Source organism: Pseudomonas sp. NFACC51, from assembly GCF_900103575.1.
GTDB classification, from domain to species: domain Bacteria; phylum Pseudomonadota; class Gammaproteobacteria; order Pseudomonadales; family Pseudomonadaceae; genus Aquipseudomonas; species Aquipseudomonas fluorescens_Q.
Window position 1 is genome coordinate 81190 of the sequence record NZ_FMXH01000016.1, and the last position, 13824, is coordinate 95013.

The following is a 13824-nucleotide window of genomic DNA, read 5'->3' on the forward strand; positions in this document are numbered from 1 at the left end:
TCAAATCCAGATAAAGATCACCAGCAGGCCGCCAAAGAACGCCCACTTCTGCAGGTAATACAGCGTGCGGTTACGTTTTTTCAGAGCCTTGCCCTGCAACCGTATCTTGTAGAGCCTGGAAAACGCCCGGTTCAAGGCGCCCGTCCTGTCGCCCGCGTCGTTGGGCGCACCGGCCGCAGCCATCACGGTGCGGCTGAACCAGCGGTTGAATGCGCTAGCCCAGCGAAACTTCATGGGCCGCTCCACGTCGCAGAACAAGATGATGCGATTATGGTCGGTGGTGTTCTGGGCGTAATGAATGAACGTTTCGTCGAAGATCACCGCCTCGCCATCGCGCCAATGATAGGGCTCGCCATCGACATTGATGTAGCAGCCAGCATCGTTGGGCGTTTCCAGGCCCAGGTGATACCGATAGGAGCCGGCATAGGGGTCGCGGTGCCGGACCAGCTTCGAGCCCGGAGGCAACTCGGCGAACATTGCCGCCTTGATCGAACCGATGCTCTGTACCAGCTCGGTAGTACGGGGGCATAGCTTCATGGCCGAAGGATGGCTGTCGCCGTACCACTTCAGGTAGAAACGCTTCCAACCGGTCTTGAAGAACGAGTTGAAGCCCACATCGTCGTATTGATCGGAACGCTTGATCTCCCCCGCGTGCAGCAGGCCCAGGCCTTCGGCCCGGATCTCTTGCCAATGGGCCTGCAATGGGCTCAGGTCCGGGAACTGCGCCGGACTCAGGAACGGCCTGTTGGGCAGTTTCGAGCACAAGTAAAGCAGGCAATTGATCGGCGCGAGAAACGACGAATGATCGCTCAGTTGGCGTCCGAACTTATGCCGCACCCGACCGCGCAGATGAACGTAGCCAATGGAGAAGATGTAGAGTGCGACAATGATGAGCTTCACGAAAAACCGTCACAATGCTGGAGTGAACAGATCGTTTCCCCGGGGCCAGCCAAACGGCAAGGCAGTGGCACAGGGTGAAATGGCATTCTAGCCACAGTTTGTAAGCAAAAGTTATCCTTCAATTGTGAAAAACTGTCTTGCCCGGGCAATACCCTATCGTTTATGCGGCCAGACCAGTACAATCGCCGCCAACTATTACGCGCCCCCTTTGGTCGATACCGCAAACGCGGCTTCGACGCACGTCTACCGGGCCAGGCGCTCCGTATTGCTGCTGTCCTCTTATGCCGGATGGACCCTTGCGCTTGCGACCGCGACGCCTTTGCGCGGTCGGGACGTGCGCAAACAGGTACTGAACAGGTACTGCCGCACCCTTAGCTACTCTGAATGTTCCGCAGGATAAACCTTTGATCTCTACAGCTAACATCACGATGCAGTTCGGCGCCAAGCCACTGTTCGAAAACGTCTCTGTCAAATTCGGCGCGGGTAACCGCTACGGTCTGATTGGCGCCAACGGTTGCGGCAAGTCGACCTTCATGAAAATCCTCGGCGGCGACCTCGAGCCGTCCGGCGGCCAGGTCATGCTCGAGCCGAATGTGCGCCTGGGTAAACTGCGCCAGGACCAGTTCGCCTACGAAGAATTCACCGTGATCGACACCGTGATCATGGGTCACGAAGAGCTGTGGAAGGTCAAGGCCGAACGCGATCGCATTTATTCGCTGCCGGAAATGACCGAAGAAGACGGCATGGCCGTGGCCGAACTGGAAACCGAATTTGCCGAGATGGACGGCTACACCGCCGAATCCCGTGCCGGTGAACTGCTGTTGGGCCTGGGGATTGGCATCGAGCAGCATTTCGGCCCGATGAGCGAAGTGTCGCCAGGCTGGAAGCTGCGTGTGTTGCTGGCCCAGGCGCTGTTCTCCGACCCGGAAGTGCTGCTGCTCGACGAACCGACCAACCACCTGGACATCAACACCATCCGCTGGCTGGAAAACGTGCTGACCCAGCGTTCGAGCCTGATGATCATCATCTCTCACGACCGTCACTTCCTGAACAGTGTCTGCACCCACATGGCGGACCTGGACTACGGCGAGCTGCGCCTGTTCCCGGGCAACTACGACGAGTACATGACCGTGGCGACCCAGTCCCGCGAGCAACTGTTGTCGGACAACGCCAAGAAGAAAGCCCAGATTTCCGAACTGCAGTCGTTCGTCAGCCGTTTCTCGGCCAACGCCTCGAAAGCCAAGCAGGCCACCTCTCGCGCCAAGCAGATCGACAAGATCCAGTTGGCCGAGGTCAAGCCATCGAGCCGCGTCAGCCCGTTCATTCGCTTCGAACAGACCAAGAAACTGCACCGTCAGGCGGTCATTGTCGAGCGCATGGCCAAAGGGTTTGACGGCAAGCCGCTGTTCAAGGACTTCAGTTTCACCGTCGAAGCCGGTGAACGCGTGGCGATCATCGGCCCGAACGGGATCGGCAAGACCACCTTGCTGCGCACCCTGGTCAATGAACTGGAACCCGATGCCGGTACCGTGAAATGGACCGACGCCGCGGAACTGGGCTACTACGCCCAGGACCATGCTCACGATTTCGAGGACGACGTCAACCTGTTCGACTGGATGGGCCAGTGGACCCAGGGCGGCGAACAACTGGTGCGTGGCACCTTGGGCCGCATGCTGTTTTCCAACGACGAGATCCTCAAGTCGGTCAAGGTCATTTCCGGTGGTGAGCAAGGCCGCATGCTGTTCGGCAAGCTGATCCTGCAAAAGCCGAACGTGCTGGTGATGGACGAACCGACCAACCACTTGGACATGGAATCGATCGAAGCGTTGAACCTGGCGCTGGAAAACTACCCGGGCACGCTGATCTTCGTCAGCCATGACCGGGAGTTCGTATCGTCCCTGGCCACCCGCATCATCGAGCTGAGCGCCGATGGCGTAGTCGACTTCAGCGGCACCTATGACGACTACCTGCGTAGCCAGGGTGTGGTGTTCTAAGGGCAGCTGCGAGTTGCAAGCTTCAAGCGGCAAGTAAAAAGCCCTGTCCACTGTGACAGGGCTTTTTGTATTTCAAGGCGCATATCCCGTGATGCCGTTCATGCAAGAAGAATGAGGAAATCCGACAAACACGTGCGCCATGAACACGCTGGGCTTTAACAGCACAGTGAAGGAATGGCGTTGCGCGGGTTAGGCTTATGGAGCTGTGCTTCTAATACCATTCATTCTTATTGTCGCCCCTCTCAGTAGCTCGTCAAAATCCAGCTCAGTATACTTAGGTAGCATGCCTGATTTTGCTGTCGCGGCAGAATAACTCGGCGGATTAGAAGGAAGGGGAGCAGTAGCAGCGTATGGATCGCCAACCCTTCCCGACGCTGAGGATGCAGAAAGCCGGGGAGCAGTAGGAGCGTATGGATCGCCAGCCGATGCAGAAAGCGGGGGAGCAGTAGCACCAGCGAATGGATCGTTAGTCGGTCTCGGCACATTGCCTGTAGGGCGAGAAGCAGTTCCAGCGCGAGACCGTGGATGCGCAACGGGCATTCTATTCGGCGCTGGGGTCATCCTAAATGCCGCCACGCCTAAACCAATCGACGCCACCCCCGCTACCGAAGCAATGGCGATAAACACAATGCGAGCCGTGTTGTCGTCGGTGAGAGCCGCACCAACACTTGTGGAGGCAGCTATAACGCCTAAAAGCAAGGCGCCCAACGCCGCGTTAACAACGAAGTGCCCCGTAGGGTCTACCTCATCGAGCGGCCTCTGGCTGTATGCATACCCATTGAGCCCCCCCTTGCCGAATGGACTCCAGCTGTCCGGGCTATTGAATCGCATGAGCACCGGGTTATACACCCGGTAACCCTTTCCCAGCATATATCCTCCGGTCTGAGCCTCCCTCAGTTCACCATTGAAACCCAGTTCGGTACTGATAGGTTGTTCGGCGCTACGATGGCCATAAGGGCTGTAAGCAAGAGAATGGGTTGAGTCGGAGCTGACTTCATTCATTACACTGTTGGTGAAATTACCGGCCAGTAACAGCGTGTTGTCGCCCTGACGCTCTGCCAATAAATGGTCATCGCCGCGCATGAAGGTACTGCTCCGCTCCCCGTCCACAAGGTTGGTGATGTGATCGCCCTTGTAAAAATGTTGCTGGGAACCGCCACCGTCATCGTTATTGGATAACCGGTCCAGTGGATCATACTGGAAGTTACCCGTTTTACCCGATCCGGACTCACTCACACTGAGCAGCCGATTAAGCGCGTCATATTCCAGGACTCGGCCTTGCTCGTCTTGAATCAGGTTACCGTTGGCATCATAGGAAAGCACCAGCTCGTCTGGATGCCCCGCATCCCCTGAGTTGGTGACTCGACTCAGTTGGGCAGGGTCTTGCGGGTTTTCATAATGATATTCGGCCATGTTGTTTTTTCCATCGACCGTCTCTGTGATAACGATGATCAGATTATCCATCGCATCGAAGATAAAGGTTTGCCCCGAGAGCCTGTTGCCATACGGATCAATTGGCGGTTGGCTGCCCGCACAGGTATACGTCTCCAGGCGTCCACGAAGATCATAGGCATAGGTTTCGTCACGCAGCGTCTGGGGGCCTTCGGTCAAGGTGCGTCGCACGAGACAGTCAAACTCGTCGTATACCTGATCCAATACCTGGATAACACCATCAAGGTCGAACGTACGCTTTGTTTCACGATGAAACTCATCGTATTCAAGGCTGATACCAAGGATTCTCGCCGGTGCGCCGTCGACGATGTCCTGCGTGGTGATGGTAGCGACACGCCCCAAGGCGTCGTAAGTGAAGGCCGACGAAGTCGTCCCCAAGGATGTACGCTCCAATCGACCTTTAGGGTCATATTCATACTGCTGTATTTGATCGAGCACATCGGTATAGCTGAGCAAACGACTGCGAAAACTATACTCGTAGGCCATCGCGAAAGTTTGCCCATCCGCTTCAACGGTTTCGCTCTTGGGCTCGCCAAAACTGAAATAAGTACGTGCCAGTGTCCGCCCGCCCACGCTGGCCTTCGTCAATCGCGCGTTGGCCGGGTCATACTCGTAGTTACAGATGTCCCCACCTGAAAGTTGGCGACGCAGAGGTTCATCACTCAACTGTGGCATGTACTGGTATTCGACCGTTTGACCACTGGCGGGGGTCACGGTCTTAGGTCGGGTCTGCTGCGGATCGTATTCATAGCGTTGCAAACGCCCTCCGGTGACCGACTCGGTCATGCGGCCCAGCCCGTCGAACGTTTGCGTTCCCAGTTCCTGTCCATCCACGCTGATGCGTGTAGGCCAATCTTCAGCGCTGTGCTCGGCATATTCGCGCACAATCCTGGCACCTTGAGGCAAGATGGTTTGCGTCATACGGTCGAAAGCATCATAGCTGTACTCGGTAACGCGCAACGGAGTCCTGAGGCCCAACTCTTCCTTCACCGACCGTCCCAACCCGTCATAACTATATTTTTGCCGACTGATTACGCTTTCATCCAAGGCCAGACGCTCTGTCTGGACAGGCTTTTCAAACAGGTTGAGACGCGTTTCAGTGATCCCGCTGAAGTGGACCTTCGTCGAATCCTGCTCCCAGCTTCGTTCAATCGGGCCTGACCAGTTTCGATCGCCAATCGGATTGACTTGCTTATAGCGCTCCACGCCGTCCGGGCCGATCTCGCAGAAGGGCTGATTCCAGTCGTCGAACAGAAACCGTGTCTTGAAGGCTTTCTCCTGCGCTCCCCACCAATCGTATTCGGTCTGTTCGATCAGGTTCCCGAAAACATCGTACTGGGCGGCGTAGGTTTGGCGCATTGTCGGTTGGCTGCTGTCGGCATCGTTGCGCTCTTCGTAAACCGCCCTGTTAAGCCCATCGAATGCCGTCACGGTCTTCACGCCCTTGACGTCGAACAACCATTGCTCGGCCCGTTGCCCAATGCTGGCGGAGAGATAATATTCATAATTGCGCGTTGCCTTGTAGCGTGGGTCGTTCGGTGCCACGGTTTCACTGGTGACCCGATTCAGCACATCGTAAGTGCGGCGTATCTCTACGTCATTGTCGTCGCGCTCAAGCAGCGACTCGCCGTTGAGTAGCGAGCTTTCCAATGTAATGATTTTGTGCACCTGATCGAAGTCTGTCGTCAGCGTTTCCACTGTTTGCAGAACCGTCTCGTCGGCCAGGGTGCCCATCGTCACCCCGTACGTGTAGGCGGTTTTCGTTGCTTTTTCATTCAACGCAACCGACTGGTGCTTCAGGCGTCCATGCACCACATGCGCCTGCGCGTCGTCCTTGTCGTGGTAGTACTCATAGGCCGTGCTACGTAATTCCATGACGGCGCCGGGAGCCGTTCGCGTGAGCGTTTCACGTTCGAGCGCCAGCCACGACGAACGTCCGCTGCCGTCCAGCGATGGATACAGCTCGTAGCGATAATCGGTCCGCAGGGTCGGCGCACCGGCCACATAGCCAGGAGCGGGCGTCTGGGTTTGACTTTTGAGATTGCGCACGAAGCCATCGGGGTCTTTCGGGCAGCCATCTTCTCCGTCCTTATCGTAGTAAAAACTGGTTTCGACAACACCTGTGGGATGGGTCTGGACCAACAGATTGCCGTAGCTGTCATAGGTGCTGCTGGACTTTTCGCTACGTAATTGGCTACCCAACCGCCAGCGGTTGGTGACTTCGTGAGGGAGTTGAAACCAGTCTGGTTGGCCATCGAACCCACCGGGGATCTGACCATACACAGTCTCGACCTCCTGCTGTGCCGTGTTGCGCGTCGTGGTCTCCAGGGTGAGCAAGTGAAACTGGTTGAAGGTACGTTTGATACGCTGGACCTCCACCCCTCCATCCATCAGATGCTCGGTGCAACCGTAGGCGTAATGGCTGCCAGTGAACTGATAGAGGTTATCCAACCCGTCATCGTTCCAACTCAGCGCCAGATTGCGACCCAGGAAATTATTGGTCTCCAGGTAGGTCGAACCGTCGGTGAAACTGTAATGCGTTTCTACCATGGGCTGTCCGCTGCCAGGGAACACCCGGTGTTCTTTCACCCGGGGTATGGGCTGACGACCACTGCCGGTGGGAAACTCATGGCCCTGCGCGTCATAGACCACCTCTTCCCGCCCGCCCAGTGGCGTTTCCACCGACACGATGCAGGTGTATTCGCCCACTGGCCTGTAATTCAGACGCCAGGCAACGTTGCGACCCGCTTCGCTCGGCAAAGTAATGACTTTGACGTACTTCTCGGTGCCGGAATCCAGCGTCATCGAATAGCGCGCCAACGGCGTGCCATTGGCGCCGGCAGTGGGGTGCAGGTCCAGGATGACGCTGCCCTCCTGACGGTCTACCTTCAGCAAATCGCCGCGCTCATCACTGATGCTCGCAAGCCGGAAATCATGGGCACCGAAGGGCAAGTGCCCCAGCGTCACCGCATGACCTTCCGGCGCGATCATCCGGACAGGCAAGGCAACCGCATCGTCTCCCCGGCCATGGACCCTGAGTTCTTCGACCAGACCGGACTTATGCACCAGCCGGTAGAGTTGATCGTCGTCTTTATCACGGTAAAAACGGAAGGTGTTGAGCTTTTTCTCTTTCATCAGAAGCTCGACCAGAACCCCTTCCTCCCGTTGCGCCGTAACCTTGTAACGCTCGCCGCTGTTCAAGGTCAGGATTTGCCGCTGAACCCGATATTGCGATTGCTGCACGTTCCAGCCGGTGCCGTAACCGCTGTCATGACGGTTCATGGGATTGAAGCCCATGGCCAGGGACAGCAGCGGACCGTTCAAGAAGTTGGGTTTGAATTCGGGGAAGTTGATGGAAAAAGTGTATTGATTGGTTCGAGGATCAACCCCGCCCGCTATGTAACTCATGAAATTGAAAGCGTTGGAATGTACCGCCGTGGAGTCGGTCATGATTGCCACCTCTGGAAAGAAACAAACTCAGAAAACCACGCGCCAATATCGAGTAACCTTGAGCTTCCCAACCGCTTGCTTTTAGATTTCACCGCCAAAAGTGAGCGCTAGGCAGGCATGATTAACTTGCAGGCGTACCTGGCCATATATAAACACAGGACAGCTTCCCTTCGACATTCTCATTATTTTTGTTTTTCCCATCTACAAACATCACTCCCGGTTTTAGAAGTTGCCCAGGTGTTGCCGACCTCAGCGTACCCGGAATTGAAATCAGGGTGCTATTGGTGGGCTGGATATAGGTTTTCACCCTGTAGTACCAATCCCCGGTATAGTCTGGCCCTACCTTTCGGCAGTTGGATTCCGAACCGAAGGCAATCTGCACGGCAGAATCCACATTATAGAGGGTAAAAAAACTGTACATATCATTCGTACAGTCGTTCGTACTATCATCTGTAAAACCATAGGCTTTGTATTCAGTACCAATATCAAGACTACAGGTGCCACCAGGATCCTCTATACTACCTTTTTGATATAGCTTAATACTTCCCTGAGCCAGAACGACAGTCATCGCCTGAACGGCAACAATCAGCAAGCCGGCGCCTATTTTCGTAAAAATGTTCATTGTCAGTCACCTGCAAAGGTTCGACCAATCATGGATGAAGGGGAAAGATCATAAAGCCGTATTATCCAGATAATTACGATGATAATAGGTTCCCTTGGGCTTGAATGAAATTCTCTGTTTGTGAAGATTGCCGTTCTTGTCTCGCAAGGCAACCTTCAAATCTTGATCCAACCGCGGACGCGGATGGGCGCGAGGCAAAATGTACGGAATATTATCGTTTCGACACAGTAAAACAGCAAAGGTGAAGGGGTCATACCGAGTGGATTTGGCAACATCCAGAAGCTGGGGATCTTTTACAACATCAGGCATGAAATCATCGAAAGCCACCTTGTTTTTTAAATCATTATTTCCAGTAACATCTTCAAAGTAATAGCCCAGCCAACTAAACATAGTCTCCTCCAGCTTTTCGCTTTCCCAGCGAATGGAAGACACATTAATAAAATTCGGAACACCCGGTTCTAATTGATCAGGAAGTAGCCATTCGAGCATGATAAAGTCCTGCCCCCTGCACTTGAACGTCCACCAATCCTGGCTGTTAAGAATCATATCGAAGTCAGCGTTATCATTGCCAGGTTCGCCTCCGCTGCCACCGGCTATGCGCACCCGAGTGAGATCATATACAAACTCTGCAGGCTTCACGGACCTGACAGTGATTCGTTTACCGATGCCCTCTTCCCCCTCTTTCGCTGTATCGATCCACTCACCACCGCCATCGGCGCTGTCTTTCTGAAATCTGGCATGCAGCGTTGCGGTGGTATTGACGGGCGCAACGGAATGAAGATAGAAATCCTGCTCGACCAGAGAATCATTTGCTCGCAGAGCGTCGGCATTCGGTACTTGGCCGGGGTTAGATGGAATGGCCAGGTCGAAGTAAGGACTCAGGATTTTATGCACTTGCAACTCTTGTGACGCCCCCGGATCGACTCCCAGATCCTCCACCGGTATAAAAGGCAGCTCATTGTAATTTTTGTAGAGCAGGCGCATGCTTGCCAACTCAGTCAAACTCAGTTTGTAGTACTTGAGCTCTTCGTCTATTGGATCCCACACACCATTGGTCTGGGTGCTGACTTGAACATGAAGTTGCTGGTAACCATTGGCCAGCACATTACCTTGCGTATCCAGCTCCGGCCCACCCACCACTTTGATCGTGAACAGGGCCAGGGGGACTTCCCAAGTCGGATCCGGGTCCTGCTGTTTTTCGCCAATCACGCTGTAGCCCCGGAAAAACACCACGCCGTTACGTACGACTTCACACAACACCACGCTTGTCTGCTCCACCCCTTGCGGTGGGGCGGTGTAAAGCCCTTCGTCCACGCTGCCGACACCACTGACCACTCGCCACCGCCGCGGCACCTGCGGCATCAGAGAAACATCGTGGTTCAATTGCACCGTATTGGCGGCGTTGAGACGCTCCACCACAGCCGGCTCGACGCTTAAAAACGACTGGGCATTGTCCAGCACCAGGGTAGATTGCGTTGTTTTGACGTTAGCACCGAGCGTCTCGCACAGCACCTTCTGAATCGAGAAGCTCTTGAGCTCAGCCTCGGCGCTGGCCACGAACCGCCACTGCGTGTCGGCAACCCTGGTCAGGCTGCCTTGTAGCGGCGCAAGCAGGCTGCATCGGGCTTCCTGCCCCATCGCGGTCGCGTTCAGTGTAACTTCGCCAGGTTCCTTCTTGAGCAAGTGGGTCACCAGTTTCGGCGCGATTTCCACCTTGCTGTAGTCCACCCTGAGCAAAGTCGAGGCGGTGTAGGTTTTGCCGTTGTTTTCATAGGTAGCCGTCACCAGCACACGCAACGAGTGGTAGCCAATACGTTGCGACGACACCGCCCTATACAAGCCATTGTCTATGGTGCCGTGCCCGTCCTCGGAGTGACTTTGCAGGCTGACGGCTTTCCACGTTTTGGCCGTCAGCGTCCTGCCTTCCCAATCGAGTAGCTGGAATTGCTGTCGCCCCCCGGCCTCGATGACTGGGAACGCGGGCTCCAGGCGTATGCTGGTCTGTGCGGGGCTGATGCGACCAAACGACACCACGTCATGAGGTCTGTGTTGCGAGACTTCTTCGTAGAAATTCAGTCCGGGGAAAGATAGATGCGCCGGTAACTCCACGTCGTTATTGTTGGCATACCTCAGCATGTCCCGGGATAACACCCACAAGGCGGTGTATTTGCGATCACCACCAGGATTGGTGTCATCGGGCATCAAATAAGGAAAGTCGACACCGAGTTCTTGCCCCGGGCCACTACCGGCCAGCAGTTCGATCAATGCGAGCACCACACCATCGCCTTCATTTGCCGCACCTCTGACCTTCGCTCCGGGTGCAGCCTGGGTCCGCAGGCGGAAACGCCTTGGGGCAAGCCCGTGGTAGCCCTTGAGGCCGATTCGTCCCAGCTGAAACACCGTCTGGTCCGACGACAATTTGTCAAACTGCTCTTTAAAATAGGCACCGAGGCGCTCTGCGTGCTCCCCGCCCAAGAGATCGCAGGTAAAGGTACTGGCCCCCTTCAAATCCATCGTGATACGGCCTTGCCGGTCGACTTCAGCCACCACCAAGAACAAGTTGACCTTCATCGTCAGGGTGAAACCCTGTTGTTCGGTGATGTAACCCGTGGACAATAGAGTGTCCGAAGCGCCCACTCGAGATTGCCACGTCTTGATTTCCCCGCCCACGATATTCATCGTCACCGTAGCGCTGGAGTCCGCTAAGGTCGCACTCTCGAAAGACACCTTCGGCGCACCGAGAACGATTGATTTAACCTCGACAGACTGACTCTCAGACGCGTTAATGACAGTGCGACCATTCAAATAGGGTAAGAAAGTGAACTCTTCATAACGCGTTACATATTGCTGTTCCAGAAGATAATTAATGCGAAGGCGGTCGCATATGAATAATGCATCCCAACCTCGGGTAGTCAGTCTACCCTGCATAAGCGCAAGAACTTCATTCAACGTAGCCATGATAAATCCTCTTCCAATAAAAGGATGGATTACAAACTCAACGCTCGAATGACCGCACCTGAATCGGCTAACGGTAATGGCACGATGGTGTAACCTTCAAATAGACCAAGCACGGGTTCAACCCATTTTGCGCCAATGACGACGCAAGGTTGTGCACTGGGTCCGCCTTCACGATACAACCCCGTATCGCTATCGATTTCTCCGGGACCGTCAAAGGGGAGGAACCACTCTGCCTCGATGGGAAAGTGGTTAATCGTGGCGCGTAACTGAAGTTCACCTTCGGCGGAAGATTCAAGATCGGGCTTTATAACCATTATCGTGTTTTTATGTTGTGCCACCACATAACTTGACCATGTATTGCCGCTGTCTTCATCGGTCACGTTGATTTCATCGAAAACAAAGGCGGCCTCACCCGTGATCTCGTCAGCGGCAATATAGTCGTATCCACCGGTGGCAGGATTGGGGACCAAATCTCCACTTTCGCCCGGTACCCGATTCTTTATTTCCCACGTCAATGGTCCGCCACCGATGGAGCCCGCCAAAAACGAAATGCGATCCTGCGGGTTGCACACTTGAATAACGGGATTGACCACAAGACTTTCCCTGATCACCGTTACTACGACCACACTTCGCTCGTCACTGGCCTCATCATGGGCAATGACCAGTACCTGAAGAGGGGCTGCGCCCAGCGTATGGGCCGGCGGTGCCCGGTACTCCCCTTCAGGCGTCATCCTTCCAGGATCCAAAGCGCCCGGCGCCTCTATCGTGAAACTGACTCCGGGGGCGGCCGGCTCCACCTCGAACAAAACAATTTCCCCAGGCAATAACAGCGTTTTCGGCGCACGGATCGTGAACGAGGCGCTGGAGGAAAGAACCCGGCCAAAGTCGACATAATCCTGTGGGAGCGCCACGACTTCCGATTGCAACCGGTGGGCACCCGCCAGGTCTACATCCGCCAAAAACACTTGGGTACCGGTGGCCGTCAGGCATTCGGCGTACTGCTCGATCAACGCGGTTTTAACCGCATGCCCGATAAACGCCACGATCCGACCGCGCAGGAGTTGCGGTGTGTTATCCGGCAGGCCGCTGATATACGTCACGTCCGGCGTCTGCGTGCGTGGCACAAATAACTCGGCACCCACTTCGTACGGCGCGAACTCATCAACCATCATCCGAAACACCTGCTCAAGGCTGAAGGTGAACGTCACCGTAAAAGAGGTCCATCCACCCGTGCTGCCCTGGAGCCGATAACGCAGTGGCACATCGGCCCTGGTTTGCCAGTGCTGAACGGCCCGAGTCAGTTCAAATTCGGCCGTCAGTGGCTGAGCTCCTTGCACCAGCGAGATACCAAAAGTGTCACAGCCAAAGTCGTAAAGATTGTCCTTATAATCGCGAGCTGTAATGGTCAACTCGCCCGAGGTGGCTTTCATGCCTATCACATGTCCATCGTCTTCCATCAGTTCGAAGTGATTGCTGCCAAACATGCTCAACAGTGCCCCGCCGAACGCGGCCCGATTGATCAGCCTGGACGAGAACAGCGCGGTGCTGGCGTAGTCCTTATCGGCGTCATTGGCGATCAGGTATCGGTATTCGCTCGGTTTGTAGCCGGGCCTGCCCATCGCCATGGTTTGATAAAACAGCAACGCTCCTTCGCCCGCGACCTCCCCGCTCGATTGAGTGCCCACATCAATGGACTTGATACACAGGAAAGGATTTTCCTGATCCGGGAACCTGGCCAACGGAAATACGGAACGTTCATTGGCCAAGGCTTCAAATTGCGCCTTGAAGAACTTGCCGCCAGCGACCTGTTCCTCCGGCACCGGCGAACTCGTCAGCCTGAGTTCTTCTGCCAGCGTCAGGTCCAGCACGACCTGCGCATCGCGCCCGGCTGCTGGCTCTTGGAAAGTAACCGGTTGCTCGTCTGTGACCAACTTATAAGCATTAAGTGGGCTAAAGAGAAAAACCGACTGGATAAGCTGTTGATCAATTTTTTTTTGCGTGATCACTTCTTGACCGCCGCTCACTTGCAGGGATGAACCCACGGCATTCGATACATACGACGTTGATGGAAAGGAAATCTCGGGATAACTCAATGAGCACCCGATCAAGTGATGGGTAAGCGGAGTATCCGGCACCTCGTAACTTCCGGTGATGCCATTCAGGCTTATGCCCTGGCTCAATCGGAGTGCATGGTCCTTTTGTAGCGCCTGGTTCACCGAATGACCCGACAAGGCAAACAATGCATCCCACTCGCGCATCTGGCTGGTGCCCTGCATCCAGCCTAACAGTTCGGTTACCGAATAACTGGCCATCGCTACTTTCCTCATTTAATAAATGGGTTGCAAGCAAGTCGTTATACAGATCAATAAACCAGGCCTGTCCCGCCCTCAATCGCGGCAACACTCAGCGGCACATCGGGAATATCGAGCAAGGGCAGCGCGAGCAGTA

6 protein-coding genes are annotated in these 13824 nt (G+C 55.1%); 1 reads left to right on the forward strand and 5 read right to left on the reverse strand.

Annotated elements, in window-relative coordinates; genetic code table 11:
* Entirely contained in the window at nucleotides 1–900 is a 900-nt protein-coding gene (gene lpxO, locus BLT00_RS25535; RefSeq protein WP_092142877.1) for a lipid A hydroxylase LpxO, read from the reverse strand.
* Nucleotides 901–1304: 404 nt separating this feature from the next.
* Here lpxO and BLT00_RS25540 point away from each other — a divergent pair, with 404 nt between their 5' ends.
* Nucleotides 1305–2894 (forward strand): ABC-F family ATPase, encoded by a 1590-nt coding sequence (locus BLT00_RS25540; RefSeq protein WP_003181279.1) that lies wholly within the window; start codon nucleotides 1305–1307, stop codon nucleotides 2892–2894.
* A 195-nt stretch (nucleotides 2895–3089) separates the two neighbouring features.
* On the opposite strand, the gene BLT00_RS25545 is transcribed toward BLT00_RS25540, so the two are convergent.
* The 4 genes from BLT00_RS25545 to BLT00_RS25560 all read right to left on the reverse strand — a co-directional run bounded on the left by BLT00_RS25545 (nucleotide 3090) and on the right by BLT00_RS25560 (nucleotide 13688).
* A complete protein-coding gene (locus tag BLT00_RS25545; protein ID WP_092142874.1) occupies nucleotides 3090–7796 on the reverse strand; it encodes an RHS repeat domain-containing protein in 4707 nt (1568 codons plus the stop codon).
* Between the two features lie 121 nt (nucleotides 7797–7917).
* Complete coding sequence (locus tag BLT00_RS25550; protein ID WP_092142871.1) at nucleotides 7918–8418, reverse strand: hypothetical protein; 501 nt, start codon at nucleotides 8416–8418, stop codon at nucleotides 7918–7920.
* Nucleotides 8419–8466: 48 nt separating this feature from the next.
* On the reverse strand, nucleotides 8467–11376 hold the full coding sequence (locus BLT00_RS25555) for a hypothetical protein (RefSeq protein ID WP_092142868.1): 2910 nt from the start codon (nucleotides 11374–11376) through the stop codon (nucleotides 8467–8469).
* Nucleotides 11377–11405: 29 nt separating this feature from the next.
* Nucleotides 11406–13688, reverse strand: a complete 2283-nt coding sequence (locus BLT00_RS25560; RefSeq protein ID WP_092142865.1) for a hypothetical protein — start codon at nucleotides 13686–13688, stop codon at nucleotides 11406–11408.
* Nucleotides 13689–13824 lie beyond the last annotated feature (136 nt).

What these genes read in the sequence shown, in the direction of transcription:
- BLT00_RS25545 (WP_092142874.1), bottom strand. Translation starts at nt 7,796, where the DNA reads ATGACCGACTCCACGGCGGTACATTCCAACGCTTTCAATTTCATGAGT.
- BLT00_RS25550 (WP_092142871.1), bottom strand. Translation starts at nt 8,418, where the DNA reads ATGAACATTTTTACGAAAATAGGCGCCGGCTTGCTGATTGTTGCCGTT.
- BLT00_RS25555 (WP_092142868.1), bottom strand. Translation starts at nt 11,376, where the DNA reads ATGGCTACGTTGAATGAAGTTCTTGCGCTTATGCAGGGTAGACTGACT.
- BLT00_RS25560 (WP_092142865.1), bottom strand. Translation starts at nt 13,688, where the DNA reads ATGGCCAGTTATTCGGTAACCGAACTGTTAGGCTGGATGCAGGGCACC.